The sequence below is a fragment of the Labilibaculum sp. DW002 genome, assembly GCF_029029525.1.
In the GTDB taxonomy this organism is placed as follows: domain Bacteria; phylum Bacteroidota; class Bacteroidia; order Bacteroidales; family Marinifilaceae; genus Paralabilibaculum; species Paralabilibaculum antarcticum.
Genome location: NZ_JAKJSC010000001.1, coordinates 883,269 through 903,654, shown reverse-complemented (window position 1 = coordinate 903,654; position 20,386 = coordinate 883,269). Strand labels below are relative to the sequence as shown.

The window sequence follows — 20,386 nt, the reverse complement described above, 5'->3', positions numbered from 1 at the left end:
TAATGCTTAGGCTTGCCTACTAAGTATATGTACACAAACTATAAAAATGGTGAAAAAGGAAGAAAAGTTTAATGATATAGTCACTGACAATAGTGAGAGAATTAAACGGATCTGTAGCTATTACAGTCCCAATTCGGAAGATCGCAAAGATATGTACCAAGAGATATTGGTTAATATCTGGAAAAGCCTTGATTCTTTTCGGGGTGATGCTGCAATGAGCACTTGGATCTATCGAATTGCAGTAAATACTTCTCTGGGGTTTACCGGAAAAGCATTCAAGCAAATGCAGATGATGGTAAATACCGATACCGAAAACATAGGTGTTTTGTTTGATGACGGTTTGGAAGAAAAATTGAAACAAGAATCTCAGTTGAATCAGCTACAAATGGAGTTGAATCAAATGTCGGTAATCGATAAATCTTTAATGTCATTATTACTTGAAGGCCTTTCGATGCGAGAAATTGCTGATGTTATCGGCATTACTGAACCTAACGTTAAAGTAAAGATTCACAGAATTAAAGAACAGTTAAAATCTAAATTATCAGGAGGCAAGCATGAATAAGAATAAGATTTCACAGGACACAAACGATATAGGATCCTTTTTGAGTAAATTAAAAAAGGAAGATTCTAATCTTGAGATGATTTTTAAAATTTTAAAAGTAACATACATCGTTCTTTTAATAGTATATATCCCTATATTTTACGATATAATAGATGGAGGAAAAGTTTATTCAATCATTAAAGTAGCTTCCATTGTATTAGGATTTTCGATGTTTTTATTTTCTATGGCCTATGCGCAACACAAAATAAAAAAAATAAACTACTCAGTGCCTACTTTAGTATTATTAAAGAAAACAGTTAAAAGATACAGGGTGTTTTCACCTTTAGACTTAGTTGTTTTTCCTGCTCTGTTTTTTTTAGCGATTGGATTAGCACTTAACGAAAAAGTATATCTTGCTTGTCAAGATTATTTAAAATTAGATTTTAGTTTAGGAGATTATTTTACTACAGCTTGGCAGGTGCTAAATAGTGGGAATAATTGGTTTGAAATGATTTCTAAAACATCTAATGAATTCCCTTTGCTAATTGTCATGGCTTGTCTAAGCTTTTTCTTTATTATGGTTGTTATTTCTTTTGGACTTGGAATTGCCATATGGTTTGCTCGATTCAAACCAATACGGGACAATGCTCTTGAACTAATTAGAGAGATTGAAAGCTAATAAGCTCTATACATTCTAGTTTAAACCATCTTACACCTTCTTGTGAGATGGTTTTTTATTTAGACAAACAATGAATTGGATATCTAATTCTAGTTACTAATAATCTCAAGTATTTTGATAGCTGTAAGAAGAATGTTAAATTCAAACCTGAAACACACATTAATAAACCCATACATCAAAATCAGCACTATGAAATCCATCCACATCATTGCGATGCTTGCTATCTTATTTATCTGCTCGTGTAACACAAAGCCTAAGGCCACAAATGAAATTGCCTTGGGCGATACTCTTACCACCAAGAGTGGATTGCAATACATTTACCTGAAAAAGGGTGAAGGACGAAAGATTGAAACTGGATCAGCTGTTGGTACTTATCTTAGCCTAAAAGTGCAAGACAGCGTAGTTTGGAATACCAACGAACTTCCTGATTCTCTTTTTACCTATGTCGCTAACTATTCCAGATTAATTAAAGGGTTTACCGAAATAACAATGCTACTTCGTGAGGGCGATGAAGTAATTGCTATTTTACCGGATTCTTTGGCTTACGGAGCAAAAGGAGCAGGAGATATCATTCCACCGTTCGCTACTATTGTGTACGATCAGTTTAAAGTGATCAGCGTAGAGGAACCAAAGCTATTTCTATCGGATACATTGCTAGCTATTCTTAAAGCCGAAGATGCAGAGAAAAGCATTGCCAAATACAAAGAGATAACCAATGGATTGGATTCCACCAAGTACCATACAGACACCGAGCAACTGTTTCGCATTCACGATGTGCTTAGCAAGGAAGAAAAGCACCAATTAGCATTCGATTTTATTTTCCCGATGGCAGAATTAACCGATAATTCTCGTTTAAAATACAAAGCAGCTATGTCTTTAGAGGCATTGGGTAAAGTAAACCAAGCCAAAGACATATTACAAAAACTTCTTGTTAAAGCTCCAGATAATCAACAAATAAAAATGAAACTAAAAGAACTGAGTAAAAAGAAATAATAAGGCGGTAAAATACGATTCAGAAATGTCAGTGAAGTTGGAAATCAATCGATTTTGGATTACTTACGAACCAATTTCAATTTTCCAAAAACATTCGAATCAATGTGTAAAGGACCATTTTCCGATTCTAGCCTAAACTCGCTAGTAAATAAATTGCTCTGGTAGCGTAGTAGAGTGCAATTTGCTAATTCTTCGGCGGTATGGTACAATTTCACAAATTGATGTGAATCCGATTGCCCTTCTTTGTCTCCAGAATGGTATTTTATACTTATCGATTTGTCTAAATCAGCCCAATTAAAAGAACATACAATATTATTGTCTACATTATGCCAATTTCCAGACATAATAATTTCCATCATTTCTTTTGAGTTCATTTGTTTGAGTTTAAGGTTTTGCTTTCTATAAGTTACAAAAAATTGTTGTGAATTAATAGTCGAAGTAAAGGTTGCAAATGATAGATTTAGAAAAAAAAGACTCAGATTAGTTAGTCGATTTAGTTTTCATTTTAGTTTATTTTGTTAATTGCGTTATGTTTTGTAGTTTAGTGGGAAAGAAAATGGAGCCAGAAACCATTTAAAAACGGGGAGTATTCGAAAAGCCTAACGAGTAGGAACAAAAAGACAAGGAAATGAATTATTATTTAAAAGCTTTAAAGCAGTATGTGGATTTTAGTGGTCGCGCAAGAAGAAAAGAGTATTGGATGTTCGTATTGTTTAATTTAATTTTTGCGATTGTAGCAGCTATATTAGATAACGTTATAGGCAGTACAATGGGAGTTTTACCTTATGGGGTTATATATATTCTTTATAGTTTGGCTTTGCTTTTACCTGGCTTAGCTGCTGGTGTTAGAAGGTTACATGATACAGGACGAAATGGTTGGTGGATGCTTATTGTATTAATTCCATTTATAGGCTCTATTTGGTTACTGGTTTTATTAGTGCTTGATGGTGACGTTGAAGAAAATGAATATGGATCTAATCCAAAAGAAGTATTAGCATAATGCTGATTTAGTTATATCAAAAAGACGCAATTCACATTGCGTCTTTTCTTATTTATTTTTTGCCAAAAGCTAGTCATCAACTGTTTTCTTTCACAACTTCAGGATGCCAACTTTCTAATTTGATAAAATCAGGGAATGCTTGAGGTTTGTATATCGATTTTCCTTCAAACACACGCAGGCATTCCTGCACACCTTCAGATATGCTTGGGTGAGGATGTACATTCTTTCGAATATCCTTGAGAGTCCCTTTTTGACTAATTTGGTAAGCAATTGATGTGATGAGTGTTGAAGCTTGAGGTCCGGCAGCTCGCATACCCAATATGCGGTTTTCACCATCATCGCTAACTATTATCTTAACAAATCCATCGCTGGCTCTCATGGCAATAGCTCTGTTGATAAGAGAATTAGAGTAAGTAGCTACTTTGTACGGGATATTTTGGCTTTTACATGCTTTTTCGTTTAAGCCAACTGCAGCAACTGCTGGCTTAAAGAACATGAGAGTTGACATATTGGAGTAATCCAGAGGGAATTCTAAATTGCCATATAGGGCTTCAACAATAAAACGACCTTGCAACTCACCAACAGAGTAGAGTTGAGCATGTCCCGATACATCACCCGCGGCAAAAATATTACAGGATTTAAAATTGTCAATTGCACAAGCTTCATTGATATCCAAATAGCCTCTTTCTGTAGTTTTGATATTAACGTTTTCCAGGCCTAAATTATCAAGGTTTGGAATACGACCTACTGCTACAACGGCAACATCCACTTCAATTACTTTTGAATGCCCATCCTGATAATCGAGAACAACCTCTAAGCAATCAGATCGTTTTCTAATGGTTCTAAGATTTGCTGTGTGATGAATAATAACGCCATTTTTTTCAAGTCCCTTTGATACAAAATCGCTCACATCATCATCCTCGTAAGGGATTACTTTGTGTTGGCGATCAAGCAAATGAACTTCTGTTTGATTGTAATTGGAAAAAATAGTGGCATATTCACAACCAATAATACCCGAGCCGATAATGATCATTCGTTCAGGGAATTCTTTTAGATTCATAATTCCATCTGAATCGATAATACGCTCATTATCAACCTCTACATCTGGCATCGGGCGAGGTCTTGATCCTGTAGCAATAATAAAATTATCTCCTTTAACCTGTTCTATTTTATCATGAGAAATAATCTCTACCGTATTCGAATCAAGAAATTTTCCCCAACCATATTTTAGCGTAATATTACCAGAGTTTTCTGACGCTTTCGAGTAGGTTTCGATCTGCGAAAGCATTTGCAATTGCTTTTGTTTCGCAGCTTGTATAACCGTCTTTTGTACCTTGTCGTATTCTACATTCAATCCAGATGCGCGATATCCTCTGGTCACCGATGAGGCAATTGAGAAATCTCTCGATAGTTCCCACATTGCTTTAGAAGTAAGCGCACCGTTCATGATCCCAGCACCTCCCAAATGATTCGCTTCAATAATACAAACCGATTTTTTAAAATCTATGGCGCGCATTGCTGCCGAGAAACCTGCTGGTCCACTCCCCAAAACAACAAGGTCGTATTTTTCTATACTCATAAAATAATTTCGTTTATTGTTTTATTCGGCTGGTTTTATCCTGTATTTAACATTCGAAATACAGTATATTGGCGGGCAGAATTACAGCCATTTCGTGCTTTTTGCCAATTCAAGCATTAAGATATAAATAAAAGAGCAAATCGATAAGCTTTTATATGTTTTACGGATAAAAAAGTCTTTTTTTTATTTGGCTGTGTCCCCGCGGGTCGGGCTTTTCGTTAAATCTTTTCCATCGTACCTCGAAAAAGGATATCACTACAATCCCTCACAGAATGATTCACTGGTATTTTTCCGAAATTATGATCTGTAGTTACGAATTGATCGTGATTCGGGATAATCTGTCGCAATAGAATGCCGTAAAGCTTTCAATTGGCTTAATTGTTTTGCTTACTTCAATCATTAATGGAGAAAAGTAAAAGCCCATGATGCTAGAACACAGGCAAATAAGAATTACTGCCATTTAGTATAGCAACTTACCATCTTTTAATTTCTGCAAAGTATGCTTATACAATATCTTATGCAGGAGAGAACCTTCATTTAAAGTTTCAGCAGTAATTTCATTATCGTGTTCAATATAATTGGCAGTCTCAAGTAAATACTCGTCATTTCGTAAATTCTTGTAATCTTTCTCTATGGCATGAATGTCTGCAAATTGTAGGAATGGCATACGACTTAAAACCGTTTTGCGCTGAAGGTTATAGGCGTCACGATCTTTTGCCTTTTCGTTTGCATAGTAGAATTCCTGTAAGCTATCAACAAAGGAGTCATCAAAGCTTTTCAAAAGAATAATTCGATCTTTTCTTAAGCGGAAAAGTTCACAAGTATCATAGTCAGGAGCTAGGCTCTCTTCTTTTTCAATTCCTTTTGTAATATAAACATAGGAGAGATGGGCTAAACCAATGTTTTGTTCTTCATCATCAATTAAATCCATATGGAGCATCATGATAATTACTTTTCCCAATTGAGAAATAAAAGCATCTTCCCAAAGTAGGAAAGGTTCGTTCTTTATGCTAGTATAAAGAATACGTAAATCTTCTTTACAGGCTCTAAGTTTCCCATTTTGTCCATTTTCAATAGCTTGTGTTATGCGATTACGAACTTGCTCGGTCGAAGAATTCATATGCTTGTATTTTATTCAATTTGTAAAGAGCGACAAAGGTAATAATTATCCTTTGATCTGTATTCTTTGCTACAAATTGGTTCAAAAAAAAGAAGCCAAATAGGCTTCTTTTCATTCATTTAATATACAGTATCAATTAAATAATCTCAATGTGCTTGTGATCTGTGATTTTCTCACAGTAGTGGCATTTTAAGGTAATAGGAGAATCTTCGATTACTTTAAAGCGTGTAGTAACCGCCTCTACATTAGTAATGCACTTTGGATTCATACATTTAGCAATACCAATTACTTTTTTAGGTGTTTCAACAATTTTTTTCTCTGAAACCTTATAGTCGCGAATGATGTTTAATTTTGCATGAGGAGCAATCAAAGAAATTTTATTGATTTCTTCATCTTCGAAAAATTTATCAGAAATCTTAATAATTGCTTTCTTTCCTAATAATTTACTCTCTAAGTTGTTTCCAAATGTTACTGAATTGCCACAATTGTCTAAACCTAAAATCGTGATTACTTGAAATAGATATTCTGCTGGAATATGATCGATAACGGTTCCATTTTCAATGGCACTTACCTGTAATTCTTTCTTTGCGTTCATATGTTGATCTGCTTTTTTGACGTGAATATAAGTTTATAAATCTAGTGCTTTGGCAATAATAGCCTGTCTTGCAAAAACACCATTTAAAGCTTGTTCAAAATAGTAGGCTTTGGGGTTTGCATCCACATCTACAGCAATTTCGTTGACTCTTGGTAGCGGGTGAAGAATACGTAGATTATCTCTGGTGTCTTTTAGCATATCATTTTTAAGAATATATACATTTTTAACTTTTTCATATTCCAGAGGATCAGCAAAACGCTCACGCTGAACACGTGTCATATAAAGAATGTCAGCATCATTAATGATCGAGTTGAATTCGGTATGTTCTTGGTATTTAATATTGTTTTTATCCATGAAGATTTTGTACGCTCTTGGAATCTCTAATTCCTTGGGTGCAATAAAATGGAAGGTTGGGTTAAAGTGCGAAAGAGCCATTAGTAATGAATGAACTGTTCTGCCATACTTCAAATCACCTACCATGAAAATGTTCAGATTTTCAAGCGTACCTTGCGTCTTTTGAATAGAGTAAAGATCGAGCATGGTTTGAGTAGGGTGCTGGTTGGCACCATCACCAGCATTAATTACAGGAACGTCTGATACTTCAGAGGCGTAGCGAGCCGAACCTTCAATTGGATGACGCATAACGATTAGATCCGAATAGTTACTAACCATTTTAATCGTATCATTTAATGTTTCTCCTTTGGTGGTACTTGATGACGAGGCATCGGTAAAACCAACAATTTTACCCCCCATACGACTTATAGCTGTTTCAAAACTGAGGCGAGTTCTTGTTGATGGCTCAAAAAATAAAGATGAAACAACTTTGCCTTCAAGCATGTTGGAGTTGGGATTCTTTTCAAATTCTGCTGCTTTGGCAAGCACTTCCAAAATTTCTTCTTTGGTGTAGTCGTCGATAGACACTAAGCTTTTGTTATCCATTTCTTAATTTTTAGAATTTGTATATAATGGTTGTTTTAATATCAAAAAAAAACCAACAATTGTCGATGAAATAGACAATGTTGGTTTTTTTGAAAAATATTGTTGAATTGGATTACCCAAATAACAGAAAAGGGAATTAATCCTTACATCGTGTTTACATCTAAATAAGAAATGAAAAATGTGAAAGAAGAAGTAAAGGCATTTACTTCTTTTTGCATTAATTGCGGTTCTAGATTGATTTAATACTCTCTTCATTCTAGATTACAAATATAGGTATAAATTATGCTTATATTCAAATCAAAAAAAGAATAATTATTAACAATTTAACCTGTAAAATAGAAAATACGATTGTTCGACTTATGTATAATCTTGAAAACAAACAAACTATACTGTTTTAACAAAGTCTGTTTTTACACTGTCAATTTTGTTAAATTTTTCGATGATTCGATCGACTTCACTTTGGCGAATGCTCAAGGTAATTTTGCAGGTCAAGTTAAAATCTTGCCCTAATTGTAAAGGCTGGTCATCTTTTATGATTTTCATTACATCATTCATCACCAAATAATCGAAATGAATATCGTAGATGTCGTTAACTGTTTTGTCGAGAATTTCAGCATTTGAAATTACCTCGGATGCTGCAGTTTTGTACGCATGAATAAGACCGCTAACGCCTAATTTTGTGCCTCCAAAATAGCGAATTACCACAATTAGAATGTTGGTAAGATCTTTCGATAGTATTTGTCCTAGAATTGGCTTTCCAGCAGTAGAAGAAGGTTCACCATCATCGTTGGCTCTAAAATCTTTTTTATCAGCGCCAAGCATATATGCATAACAATGATGACGAGCATCGTAATATTCTTTTTTTAGGCTTGCAATATGTGCTTTAATTTCTTCTTCGGAAGTTACAGGGTAAGCATAGGCAATAAATTTACTTCCTTTTTCTTTGTATAATCCCTCGGACGTTTCGCTTATTGTTTTGTAAGTATCGTTGCTCATTACTAGCTAAAAAGTAGTGTTGTTTAGTTTGTAAGAATAAAAATAGCAATAAATGCAAGTACAATCCCCAATAGATTCACTTTGTTTAGTTTTTCTTTGAAAATGCCTAGTCCAATTAACACCGAACAAGCTACAATTCCTATGTTGATAATGCTAAAAACAACCGAGCTATCAAATCCAGAACTGTTTAGAGATGCGATTAAAAAATAAAGGGATCCGAAATTTACCAGACCAAGAACAAGGCCACCAATTAAAACTTTTACTTGTAAGAGCTTTAATAGGCTCTCTCTTTTAATTAATAAAGTAAGTATTCCCGATATTCCCGCAATAGCAAATAATAGGGTAGAGAACTGTTCTGTACCTCCATTGCTTAGGAATTCTTGTTGTGCATATTTAACCAAAGAATCAACGGTTCCGGCTCCAAAAAATAGAAGCACCGGTAACCAAATGTACTGTCGATTTAATTTATCACTTTTCCCTTTGTAAATACTTAAGAGAACGGCACTAATTGCAATTACAATACCTAAAATCTTATTTGTAGATACAGCTTCTTGATAATATAGAATTGAAAATAATAAGGGCAATACAAAAGACATTTTGCTGGCCAAGGTGGTAACCGAGATTCCTGCTTTTTGTGTTGAGCGACCTATAATAAAGAAAACAACGATAAATAAAGCTCCAATTAATATCGAGATATTAAACCAATTTTCGTGAATTATATTTTGAACAACAAATGCTTTGTCGGATAATAAATACCCGCAAATAGCGGCGGTTATATAGTTAATGATAATTGCTAGTAAAATATCAACCTTATATTTTTCAAGGTATTTAAAGGTGATAAAGATTCCGGCTGAAGTAAGAATTGCAAATAGTAGATTAAGCATGTTTTCGAATTTGGCGCAAAGTAATCAAAAAATCCTGATCTTAAAATAAGAAAAGCAGATTCAAATTGAATCTGCTTTCTAGGGTAGTAATAATAGTAGTTAGTAGTTAAAAACTACATTTTTAATTTTTTATTTATCTCATCAATTTGAGTTTTGAATGCTCGATCCGTATCAATCAGATTGTTTACCGTTTTGCAAGCATGAAGAACAGTAGCATGATCTTTTTTACCAATTTGTGAACCAATAGTCGATAACGAAGCTTTAGTCATCGATTTTGAAAAATACATGGCAATTTGACGAGCTTGAACAATTTCACGTTTTCTTGTTTTAGCCTGAAGAAGATCAACTGGCATATTGAAATGATCGCAAACAATTTTTTGAATGTAATCAATAGAAATTTCACGCTTCGTATTTTTCACCAATTTATCGATGATTTCAACTGCTAGCTCAAGATTAAGTTCTTTTTTATTTAGAGTTGATTGAGCTAAAAGTGAAATTAAAGCACCTTCTAGTTCACGAACATTGTTGATGACGTGTGTAGCAATATATTCAATGACATCATTCTCAAGAATGATTCCATCCTTATAAGCTTTTTGTTGCAAAATACGAACTCTTGTTTCGTAATCAGGATTTTGCAAATCTGCTGATAATCCCCATTTAAAACGCGAAAGTAAACGATTCTCCATTCCTTTCAATTCAATGGGTGCTTTATCAGATGTCAAAATTAATTGCTTACCTGATTGGTGCAGATGGTTGAAAATGTGGAAAAATGTATTTTGTGTTTTTTCTTTACCAGCTAATTCTTGAATATCGTCAATAATTAAGATATCGATCATTTGATAGAAATGAAGGAAGTCATTTTTATTGTTGTTACGAATTGCTTCAGTAAACTGAGTTTGGAATTTTTGAGAGCTTACGTATAAAACTGTCTTTTCAGGATGTAATTCTTTTGCTTTTAACCCTATTGATTGAGCTAAATGTGTCTTCCCTAATCCAGAATCACCATATAATACAAGAGGATTAAATGCAGTTCCACCAGGATTCTCCGAAACGGCCCAACCTGCTGAACGAGCTAAACGATTACAGTCACCTTCAATAAAGTTAGCAAAAGTATAATCCGGGTTTAGTTGAGAATCAATTTGTAATTTTTTTATACCAGGAATTACAAATGGATTTTTGATGCTTGGTTCCTCTTGTGAAAAAGGATTCTTTACTGGACGATTTTTTGTGTTTGCCGGATTATTTCCAGGCACAACAACTGATAATGGTTTCACATCTTTCATGTGATTATTTTCCATTACCACATTATATTCCAGTTTTGCACTAGCCCCAAGTTCTTTTCTTAAAGTCTTTCTAAGAAGATCAATATATTTCTCTTCCAGATACTCATAGAAAAAATGACTAGGTACCTGTAAAGTAAGAATTTCATTCTCCAATTTCAGTGGTACAATAGGTTGAAACCATGTACTATAACTGATTGGCGAAACATTATCCTTAATTACCGATAAGCAATTTTCCCAGATTTGGAAGTGATTATTGTTCATTTCTTGTTCAGAATTTTAAAAAATATGGGTGTGTCAAATTTTGCTTATGCAAGATTGTGAAAAAAAAACTTAAAAAAAAATTATTTTGCTCTTGACTTTTTAAAAACATTTACTAGCATGCGGAAAATAAGGGATACAGAAATGTAAAAAAAATGACATTTGTTAATAGGCTGAGAATAAATAACTTAAAGCTTTAGTTTGTTTAACTTTCTGGTATCTAATCATTTCCGTGTAACATACTTTTAGGTCTTTATTAGCTAATGTAAACTCATTCTAGATTAAACATAAAACAAAGTCTGTTAAGTAGTTTTACAAACTTGTTCTAGTTGGTAGTGGTTCAATAGATTATGAGCTTTTAATTTACTATAATCACAGTCGTTAAATAAAATTCAATTCTCAGGGCTAATCTTTATGACAAAGGCATCTGGAAAATCTTCCTTGATTTTTTTAAGTTGACGTATAATTTCTTTATAGTTCTGAGTATGTCCAATTGTGTATTTGTATCGACCATTAAAAAAGATCTCTTGAACTTTCTTATGTCCCTTTAAACTAGTGTCATCCAGCGCTATTTGCTTCGAAGCTGAAAGAATTTGTACTCGATAATAAACTTGATTTAACTTATCTCTTTTCTTTTTAGATTTATCAGAATTCATATAAACAGTTTTACCTGTATCGAATAAAGAAAAGTGCATGTATTTTTTAGGATTATTCTTTACATCAATTAATAAATTCGTTAAACCATTAGAGGCAGCCTCTAAGTTCATATATAAGGTATCGTTATTTATTAACATACCCATTGAACCTTTTCCTGAATTAATCTTATCAAGAATTTCATTGGTTTGCTTTAATGTTAGCTTAGCGTTATTAATTGTCTGGGCAATGTCGGCTGCGGATAATGAATCGCTAATGGAAGAGAAATTGGTTAATATGCTTGAGATATTTTTATTGTTATCTTTTAAGTTTGTTGTTATTGAATCGACATTCGAAAAGATATTTTCAAAATGACTTTTTTGTCCTGTAATTATTGTGTCAAGAGTCCCTGATGCATTCTCCAGTTTTTTAAATGTCTGTTCGATACTCCCAAAACTTCTCGTTAGATTGTCTCTTGTGTTTTCATTAAATATATATTGTATTACTGTAAGTACGGAATCCACTCCAGACATCAATTTTTCGGCTTTCTTTTTTAAAGGGAGCATTTGCATACTTACTTGCTCCTTTAAATCCCCTTCGATGCTTCCTTTAATTGTGTCTCCTGATTGAAGAATACTTTTTGAATTTCCAGGAATCAGTTTGATTTGTTTTGTTCCCATGATATCTGAACTTTCAATATGCGCAATAGAATTTACTGGCAATTTAAAATCTTCAGAAATAGAAAATTGAACGAGTAGTTGATCTGCTGATGCATTGCTAAATCGAATTGATTTTATTTGTCCTACCTTAAAACCTTTAAGGGTGACATAGCTTGATTTCTTTAAACCATCTACGCGGTCATAGCTGGCATAAAAAAACTGTTCGCTGGAGAAGACGTTAAATCCCTTCAAGAAACTTACTCCCCAAATTAGAATTACAATTGCTCCAATGACAACAAGTCCTATTTTAGCATCTTTTGAGAATTTCATATAGCTATATTAAATATGTGCTTTTGTAGTATTAAGTTATTTTATGGTAAAATTACTCATGTTTTTTGAAGTTTTTTCGCTTTTGAGAGTGAAATTCTTTCTCCTTTGTAAAAAGCGACTACAAAACAGTCTTTAACTGTCTTTCTAACTTCAGTTTGAATACGCACAATTTCTTTATACTTATCAGTTGATCCAATTGTGTATTTGTAGCTTCCTTTTAATTTTCGCTCTTTTATGTCTTTTAAATTATAAAAGGCTTTTGAAGTTAAAGGGATTGGTTTACTCGATGATTTTATCTGAACACAAAACTCTACAGAATTTTCAGTTTTTGGAAGAGGAACCTCTTCTACAATATCTTTTTCTAGTTCTGTTTCAACACTTGTGTTTACTTTTTCTTCTTGCTTTAAAACAACACTGGTTTCTTCTACCTTGTTGTAATAATCTCGAAATGCTCTAAAAATCGCACTTGCTAAATAATCTTGATTTGAGTTGTTCTTCAGATACTTGCCTTCAGTAGGGTTGGAAACAAAGCCAACTTCAACCAAAATAGATGGCATGCTAACTTGTTTTAGAACCCAAAAGCCAGCCTCTCGAACACCTCTAGAATGGCGTCCAACTCTTGTTTTAAACTGAAATTCGGTTAATTCGGCAAGGCTAATGCTTTTATCTCTGTTGATACCTTGCATTAAGTTGAAAATAATATACGAAGCTGGGTTGTTGGGGTCGAATCCTTCGTATTTTGTACTGTAATCATCTTCGTATAACATAACCGCATTCTCCTTCATCGCCACTTCCAAATTCTCTTTTGTCTTGTGCAATCCTAAAGTATAGGTTTCGGTACCACGAATCTTTGGGTTGTTATTGGCATTCGCGTGAATGGAGATAAATAAATCAGCTTTGTTGTGATTTGCGATATCAGATCTGGTTCCCAAAGGAATAAAAACATCTGTTTTTCGAGTGTAGATTACTTTAATTGTAGGGAAATATTTTTCGATATATCCACCTAATTTTAAAGCAATGCTGAGCACAACATCCTTTTCTTTTACGGATTTTCCAACCGCACCAGGATCTTTACCACCATGTCCTGCATCAATCACAACTGTCTTAATTGTATAATGATCACTTTGTGCATATCCTTTTTTACTTGCAAAACAGAATGCAAATAATAGTAATAAAATGACTGATGATCTTACGATTAGACCATTTGATATTTTGATGTAAATAATGTTCATTAGAAAAATCTTCATAAAAGAACTTAAAAAATGATTCTGAACTGCATTTAGATTAGGGAATATAGTACTTTTATTTGTAATTTTGGCGTCCTAAGGAAGCGCAAGCGTTAATTTATTCAGAAGTTACCTAGCACCTCTTTACTTGATTCTTGTACAAAAATAACAGATAAAAATTGCAATTGAAATTACAACAAAAGCTTTTTATACTTTTCATTGGAGCCATAATTCCATTGAACATCTACGCTTTTATCGATACAGCGAATGATCGTGATTATAGTCAGCCAGTTACCAATTGGAGTAACGAGGATATTTCACATCTTTTTAGTCAGAAATTAACTGAAAATGATACGATACTGGAAACCGTTTCGGATACTTTGGTTACTGATTCTGCTAAAATTGAGGAAAAACCCTTTATTGAAACTGCTATTGAATACAATGCTGATGACAGTGTTATTTTTTCACTAATCGGACAAAAGGTATTTTTAACAAATAATGCTTTTGTAAAATATGGTGAGACAGAATTAAAAGCTTATTACATTGAACTGGATTTGGCTAATAAAGAGGCTTTTGCATATGGGATTCAAGATAGTACAGGACAGTTTATTCATACACCGGAATTTAAAGATGGTGCCGAGGAGTTTACCTGTAAGGAGCTGAAATATAACTTTAAGACAGGGAAGGCTTGGGTAAATGAAGTTATAACAGAACAGGAGAGTGGCTACGTTCATAGTGAAATAACGAAGAGGATGGATGAGAATACATTCTTTTTAAAGAATGGAAAATATACAACATGTGATCACGAGCATCCTCACTTTTATGTGCGAATGACAAAGGCTAAAATGATTAAAGATGATAAAATCGTTTCGGGGCCTTTGCACATGGTATTAGAAGATGTGCCGCTACCTATTGGTTTGCCTTTCGGATTTTTTCCTTTTAGTAATTCTTACTCATCAGGTATTTTATTGCCTAGTTATGGAGAAGAAAAACGACGAGGCTTTAACTTAAGAGGGGGTGGTTATTATTGGGCAATCAATGATTATGTTGATATGGCCATTAAGGGAGATATATTTGCAAATGGTTCATGGGGTGGTTATTTAGAATCCAAATACAAAAAGAGATATAGATATAGTGGTGGTATTCAAACTGAATATCATTTTAACAAATATGGTGATAAAGGCTTAGATGATTATTCTGAGGTAACGGATTTTGCAGTTCGTTGGACTCATACTCAGGATGCAAAAGCAAATCCATACAGAACTTTTTCTGCATCGGTAAATTTTTCTACTTCGCAGAACGATAGAAATAACTCACAGAGCATTGATAAGATTGTAAATAATCAGAAGCAGTCGAGTATTTCTTATAGTAAAAAATGGCCTGGAAGCCCTTTTAGTTTGAATGGATCATTACGTCATTCGCAGAATAGTCGTGATACGACCATTGCTTTAACTTTGCCAAGCATGTCTTTAAATATGACTCAGATTTACCCTTTTAGAAAAAAAGGTAAAAGTTCAGATTTAAAATGGTATGATAACATAGGAGTTAGCTATTCTTCTAAAATGGAGAACCGTGTGAATATTAAAGAAAAGGAATTAATGTCTTCCTCTCTTACAAAGGATTGGAAAAATGGTTATCAGCATACTATCCCGGTGACTACAAATTTTAAATTGGCTAAAGACCTTACGCTTTCACCCACTTTAAATTATCAGGGTGTTGCTTATACTAAATCGATAAGTAAAAGTTGGGATGATACAATGAATGAAGGTGAAGGTGGTGTATTAACTGATACAATTCAAGGATTTAATTATGCTCATAATTATTCCACATCTGCTTCCTTATCTTTAAGTCCAAAGATCTATGGTATGTATGAATTTAAGGAAAGCTCTAAGATAAAGGCAATTCGACATGTGATGACACCAAGTGTAAGTGTTAGTTATACGCCAGAAATAGGAGTTTCAAGAAGTAAATACTATAAGACTTATAGAAACGAAAGCACAGATAAAGATATTGAATATTCAATCTTTGATGGAAGTTTGTATGGAACACCAACTGGAGCCATGGAAGCGGGGAGTATTAGCTTAGGCCTTGATAATAATGTAGAAGCAAAGATGCGTATTGCAAATGATTCTACTGGTACAGAAGAGTTTAAAAAGGTGAAGATTATTGAGAGTTTGAAATTTTCCACTTCGTATAATATGTTTGCCGATTCGTTAAACTGGTCGAATATTAGAATGTCTGGCCGTACAAAGATCTTCAATAAAAAACTTGGTATTAACATAGGTTCAACCATTGATCCGTATAAATTAAACGCAAGGGATATAAAAATTGATGAATTTGGTCCTCGATTAACAAATGCATCTATTGATGTTGACTTTGGTCTTTCGGCTAACGATTTTAAATCGAAAAGCAAAGGTAAGGATGAAGAAGAGGAAAAGGAGTGGAGAGATTCTAGATATGTAAATTTTGATATTCCATGGTCATTTTCTATTGATTATGGGTGGACTTATTCTAAACCTAAAAGAACAAGTACGGTAAATCAGAATATGGGCGTAACGGGTAATTTTAGTTTAACACCAAAATGGAAGTTTAGTTTTTCTTCAGGTTATGATTTTTCAGAGAGTGAAGTAACAGCAACCCAGTTTACGATTACACGTGACTTGCACTGTTGGCAAATGTCTTTTAATGCGATCCCATTTGGAACCTATCAGTCATACAATTTCCGAATTAATGTGGAATCGTCAATTTTACAAGATTTGAAGTACGAGAAGAAAGAAGCTTGGCAAGATGCTAGTTTCTAGTGTTTAGCTCAAAATAAGATATGAAAAAGCCAAGATTTATTCTTGGCTTTTTTTTGTAAGATATTTTGCTTGGAAATTTTGTCAATTGTTGTGCAGGGAAGTTTTAGTCTGCATTTAATCCAATCCAATTTTTTAGAATCTGTTTTCCATATTCGGTCATGATTGATTCTGGATGGAATTGTACGCCACACAAATTAAATTTCTTGTGTCTTATCGCCATGATTACATCATCTTCATCTGAGGCTGTAACTTTTATGCAATTGGGAATATTTTCAGTTGAAATAGCCCATGAGTGGTATCTGCCAGATTGAAATTTTGGAGGAATATTAAGAAATAGGGAATCAGAGGAATCTTTAATTAGGGTTGTTTTAGGAACACCATGAACAATTTCCTTTAAGTTGATTAGTTTGGCGCCGTAATATTCAGCTATGAATTGCATTCCCAAACAAACACCAAAAATAGCTTTGGTTTTTGAATAACGATCCATTATTTCGCCCATTGCTGAAACTTCACTAGGAAGTCCAGGGCCAGGAGAGAAAATAATTTTATCACAAGTGTCAATTATTTCCCAATTAATTTCATCATTTCTCATCACATTAACCTGATCGCAAAATGCTTCAACATAATGTGCCAGGTTGTAGGTGAATGAGTCATAATTATCGATGATTACTATTCTCATTAATTTATTTTTGTTTTACCTTAGTGCCGCAAAATAAGTGAAATTTTTACAAACACTAAGATTTTAAAAATGAAACGTTTTATCAATTCAGAGAAGGCACCAAAGGCGATTGGCCCTTATTCACAAGCAGTAGAAGCTAATGGTACTTTATATATTTCGGGACAAATTCCAGTTGACGTAACAACAGGTAAATTTGTAGAAGGTGGCGTTAGAGAGCAAGCTGAGCAGGTAATGAAAAACATTGGTTACATTCTTGAAGAAGCGGGGTACACGTTTAAAGATGTGGTTAAATCGACTTGCCTATTGAGCGATATGTCAGGTTTTGCTGTAATGAACGAGGTATATGGCGAGTACTACAAAGAAGATTGTCCGGCACGTGCAGCTTTTGCTGTAAAGGATCTACCTATGGGTGCTTTGGTTGAGATCGAAACTATTGCTGTAAAGTAATCGCTTATTGATATTAAAAATGGCCGTTAATCTTTCGATTAGCGGCCATTTTTTTTTCAATTATTTATTTATTCCTAGAACTACCGCTACAGTATTTTTCATTGATGAATTTGTGCTGAAAGAGACTTTATTTCCAGGCAAGTATTTCACATCGAGGGCTAGTTCAGATTCAAGAGTATTGTATACTTTTTCCTGATAAGAATTGCCAGAAGACTGATTAAAAGCTTCGTTTAGTTGATTGTAATCCAGTTTTTGTCTGGAGATAACAATTGCGATATAGTCCCTTTCTCCTATTTCGTCAGGATATAACGAATGATCCTTAGGAAACAAGCGGGTGCCTGTAATACCACAGTAAGGGGAATGCTTTTTTGTGTATGGAAAAAGGATATAACTGGAACCATCGGTTTCTGCTCCAAAAATATAAGTGTAACATTCCAGCGAATTAGTAACCTCTACTTTAAAGTCTGTATTTGCAGAGATAGATTTTTGGCTTGTATATAAAATGCCAGATTCTTGATGTAAAGGAATGTTCTTTCCAGTGGCGTTTTCGATTAAACCAATCTCAACCTCTAGAATTGTAGTTGTTGGAGCATCGGCATTACCCATTGGATACAAACCATAAGCTTCGCGTGTGAAATATTCAAAATCGTTATATCTAACCCAAAAGAGTCCATTTTGGCCCCAATCTTCACCCCAGCTATTCATTATTTGAAAAGCACCACCTTCAAAATAATCGTCGTAACCAATAACACAAATGGCGTGCCCTCCGAATCCTTGCATTGAGTAATCAGATCGGGTAGGTGTCCAAACTTTCTTACCTCTCATGTTTGACATGAAACTACCGCCCACCATCATTCCTATAACAACAGGAGCTCCCTGAGCTAAATTTTGTTTTATGGCCAGTAAATCGGTGGTGTAATTGTCGCCATCTTTTGAAAGTCTGTTAAATCCTTTAATTCGGTAATCTGAAGCTGCTTGAAGTTCTGTGTTAGTAGGTTTTTTTGCGCAAGAATTTTCATTGTAAGCAAATCGTGAAAAGGGGAGTAAACCACCTTTGTTCATTACCTCCATGGCATTTTGTAAGTAGGTCCCTTGGCAATTGGGTAAGGCAATTTGATTGTATAAATAGGCTGGGCTAAAGGTTACCTCGTCGGGATCCTGACCAGTTGCTCTGGCGTGCATAATTGTGCGGGCTGCGTAAGCACTCGACCAGCCAACACAAGAACCCTGTCCGCCCTGATTCATTCGTTTTGGACAATATTCTTCCAAACTCACACTTTCTGGAAGAGGGTTGTTTACATTATCAGCCAAGGGTTCGAACACCTCAGCTTTGTCGTAAACACGTTCATCCATCTCTAATCCAGTACTTAGAAGCAAGGATTTTAAGGTCGAATTATCTGTGCTAATACTGCTTTTGCTAAGTAGAAAATAACCGCCAACACCTAAGAGAATAAGAATGATGGCTATTTTAGGATTCTTTTTAAATAGCTTTATAAATATTGGGAGAAGTATATTTATGAGTCCACCTCCACCACCTGAGCCACTGCTGGAACTTCTTCGTCTTCTAGAAATTCTTTGTTGTGATTTACTCGATCCACTGTCCTTTTTAATTCTTATTGGCATGATTAAAAATACTTGGTATAGTTGCGCTAGCTAGGCTTCTTTTCTGTTCTGTATGGTTTGTTTTCAAACTGTCGTGAGAGAATGGTTAATTTTGTACAGTATTCAATTTACAATTCTATTTTTAATTTTCAATGTCGATTGCAACATAAACAGGCAAATGGTCCGAAGAACCTCCATAGTATTTATCTCTAGCATAGGTTCTGTTAGGCTTGTAAATACCTCTCTGAGTGTCGTAATATAATAAGCTTTTATCGTGGTGTATTTGCAATCTATTTGCGGTTATTTTAATTCCTTTTGCCTTTATCATTCCATTACTGATAATGATTTGATCGAACATCAACCATCGCTTTTGGGCAAAAAGCGTTCCTTCTTTGTTTTGGTAGGGTATTGCTGCCAGATTGTAGAATTCGTGTTTTCTTAATTCACTGTTCGATTTAGCTTTTAAATATTGAGTAATTGACTTACTAACAGGAAGATCGTTAAAATCACCCATTATGATTATTTTGGCATTTTCATCTAAATCTAAAATTGATTTTGCTTTTTTGGATAAGCTTTGGGCGGCTGCAATACGATTTGGCATCGATTTTAATGTTCCTTCACCTCTTGATGGCCAATGGTTGACGAAAATATGAACTACGTCTCCCAATAATTCTCCTTTTACATATAAAATGTCTCGTGTAATATAGTTTGGATTGCCATTTAAATGCACTTTTAATTTTTCTTTGTGGATCGGGTTAAAGTGCTGCCTATTAAATAAAAGAGCAACATCAATTCCTCTTCTGTCCTTGCTGTCGAAATGGATATAATCGTAGTCTCGTTTAAATTCAGCTTGGTAAATTAAATCCGTAAGAACCGTTTTGTTTTCTATTTCTGCTACACCAATTAATGCTGGTAGCCCATTTGGAATAGAAGCAATCGAAGCGCTTATATTTTCTAATTTCTTTAAATACCTAAGTTCTGTCCAGTTTTTATAGCCATTGGGTAAGAAATCATCATCATTTGTGATAGGATCATCAACCGTATCGAAGAAGTTTTCGAGATTGTAGAAGGCTATGGATTGTTGCATTGGTTAGCGTTAAGTGTAACTATTATTTCAATGGAAAATTAAGAATATTTTCACA

At 34.2% G+C, this 20,386-nt stretch carries 19 protein-coding genes; 6 read left to right on the top strand and 13 right to left on the bottom strand.

Annotated elements, in window-relative coordinates; translation table 11 throughout:
* Positions 1-46 precede the first annotated feature (46 nt).
* The 3 genes from L3049_RS03465 to L3049_RS03455 all read left to right on the top strand — a co-directional run bounded on the left by L3049_RS03465 (position 47) and on the right by L3049_RS03455 (position 2,213).
* Positions 47-562, top strand: a complete 516-nt coding sequence (locus L3049_RS03465) for an RNA polymerase sigma factor (protein ID WP_275108394.1) — start codon at positions 47-49, stop codon at positions 560-562.
* Positions 555-1,220, top strand: a complete 666-nt coding sequence (locus L3049_RS03460; protein WP_275108393.1) for a hypothetical protein — start codon at positions 555-557, stop codon at positions 1,218-1,220. Before L3049_RS03465 ends, L3049_RS03460 begins: the two co-directional genes overlap by 8 nt.
* 189 nt (positions 1,221-1,409) lie before the next feature.
* Positions 1,410-2,213: an FKBP-type peptidyl-prolyl cis-trans isomerase gene (locus L3049_RS03455; protein WP_275108392.1), complete on the top strand. Its 804-nt coding sequence runs from the start codon at positions 1,410-1,412 to the stop codon at positions 2,211-2,213.
* Between the two features lie 59 nt (positions 2,214-2,272).
* Here the strand turns inward: L3049_RS03455 and L3049_RS03450 are convergent, their stop codons facing one another.
* Positions 2,273-2,587 carry a hypothetical protein gene (locus tag L3049_RS03450; protein WP_275108391.1) on the bottom strand — a complete coding sequence of 105 codons (315 nt, stop codon included), beginning with the start codon at positions 2,585-2,587 and terminating at the stop codon, positions 2,273-2,275.
* Positions 2,588-2,841: 254 nt separating this feature from the next.
* On the opposite strand from L3049_RS03450, the gene L3049_RS03445 reads away from it, so the two are divergent.
* Positions 2,842-3,213, top strand: coding sequence for a DUF805 domain-containing protein (locus L3049_RS03445; RefSeq protein ID WP_275108390.1), 372 nt, complete (start codon positions 2,842-2,844; stop codon positions 3,211-3,213).
* A 76-nt stretch (positions 3,214-3,289) separates the two neighbouring features.
* On the opposite strand, the gene L3049_RS03440 is transcribed toward L3049_RS03445, so the two are convergent.
* The 9 genes from L3049_RS03440 to L3049_RS03400 form a co-directional block, all read right to left on the bottom strand.
* Positions 3,290-4,792 (bottom strand): dihydrolipoyl dehydrogenase family protein, encoded by a 1,503-nt coding sequence (locus tag L3049_RS03440; RefSeq protein WP_275108389.1) that lies wholly within the window; start codon positions 4,790-4,792, stop codon positions 3,290-3,292.
* 460 nt (positions 4,793-5,252) lie between these two features.
* Positions 5,253-5,912, bottom strand: coding sequence for a hypothetical protein (locus tag L3049_RS03435; RefSeq protein WP_275108388.1), 660 nt, complete (start codon positions 5,910-5,912; stop codon positions 5,253-5,255).
* A gap of 136 nt (positions 5,913-6,048) precedes the next feature.
* Entirely contained in the window at positions 6,049-6,507 is a 459-nt protein-coding gene (pyrI, locus tag L3049_RS03430) for an aspartate carbamoyltransferase regulatory subunit (RefSeq protein WP_275108387.1), read from the bottom strand.
* 33 nt (positions 6,508-6,540) lie between these two features.
* A complete protein-coding gene (pyrB, locus tag L3049_RS03425; RefSeq protein ID WP_275108386.1) occupies positions 6,541-7,446 on the bottom strand; it encodes an aspartate carbamoyltransferase in 906 nt (301 codons plus the stop codon).
* Between the two features lie 384 nt (positions 7,447-7,830).
* The gene (locus tag L3049_RS03420) at positions 7,831-8,442 is read right to left on the bottom strand and encodes an IMPACT family protein (protein WP_275108385.1); all 612 of its coding nucleotides are present in this window, start codon (positions 8,440-8,442) and stop codon (positions 7,831-7,833) included.
* A 23-nt stretch (positions 8,443-8,465) separates the two neighbouring features.
* A complete protein-coding gene (locus L3049_RS03415) occupies positions 8,466-9,326 on the bottom strand; it encodes a hypothetical protein (protein ID WP_275108384.1) in 861 nt (286 codons plus the stop codon).
* Positions 9,327-9,439: 113 nt separating this feature from the next.
* Positions 9,440-10,870: a chromosomal replication initiator protein DnaA gene (gene dnaA, locus L3049_RS03410; RefSeq protein ID WP_275108383.1), complete on the bottom strand. Its 1,431-nt coding sequence runs from the start codon at positions 10,868-10,870 to the stop codon at positions 9,440-9,442.
* Between the two features lie 389 nt (positions 10,871-11,259).
* The gene (locus tag L3049_RS03405; protein ID WP_275108382.1) at positions 11,260-12,489 is read right to left on the bottom strand and encodes an MlaD family protein; all 1,230 of its coding nucleotides are present in this window, start codon (positions 12,487-12,489) and stop codon (positions 11,260-11,262) included.
* Positions 12,490-12,545: 56 nt separating this feature from the next.
* Complete coding sequence (locus tag L3049_RS03400) at positions 12,546-13,736, bottom strand: N-acetylmuramoyl-L-alanine amidase family protein (RefSeq protein WP_275108381.1); 1,191 nt, start codon at positions 13,734-13,736, stop codon at positions 12,546-12,548.
* Positions 13,737-13,900: 164 nt separating this feature from the next.
* Here L3049_RS03400 and L3049_RS03395 point away from each other — a divergent pair, with 164 nt between their 5' ends.
* Positions 13,901-16,516, top strand: coding sequence for a putative LPS assembly protein LptD (locus tag L3049_RS03395; protein ID WP_275108380.1), 2,616 nt, complete (start codon positions 13,901-13,903; stop codon positions 16,514-16,516).
* A gap of 103 nt (positions 16,517-16,619) precedes the next feature.
* On the opposite strand, the gene L3049_RS03390 is transcribed toward L3049_RS03395, so the two are convergent.
* Positions 16,620-17,195, bottom strand: a complete 576-nt coding sequence (locus L3049_RS03390) for an anthranilate synthase component II (protein WP_275108379.1) — start codon at positions 17,193-17,195, stop codon at positions 16,620-16,622.
* 69 nt (positions 17,196-17,264) lie between these two features.
* Between L3049_RS03390 and L3049_RS03385 the strand changes: the two genes are divergently transcribed.
* Positions 17,265-17,642 carry a RidA family protein gene (locus tag L3049_RS03385; protein ID WP_275108378.1) on the top strand — a complete coding sequence of 126 codons (378 nt, stop codon included), beginning with the start codon at positions 17,265-17,267 and terminating at the stop codon, positions 17,640-17,642.
* Positions 17,643-17,702: 60 nt separating this feature from the next.
* Here L3049_RS03385 and L3049_RS03380 read toward each other — a convergent pair whose 3' ends face one another.
* Positions 17,703-19,265, bottom strand: a complete 1,563-nt coding sequence (locus L3049_RS03380; protein ID WP_275108377.1) for a C1 family peptidase — start codon at positions 19,263-19,265, stop codon at positions 17,703-17,705.
* A gap of 121 nt (positions 19,266-19,386) precedes the next feature.
* The gene (locus L3049_RS03375) at positions 19,387-20,331 is read right to left on the bottom strand and encodes an endonuclease/exonuclease/phosphatase family protein (RefSeq protein WP_275108376.1); all 945 of its coding nucleotides are present in this window, start codon (positions 20,329-20,331) and stop codon (positions 19,387-19,389) included.
* Between the last annotated feature and the right edge of the window lie 55 nt (positions 20,332-20,386).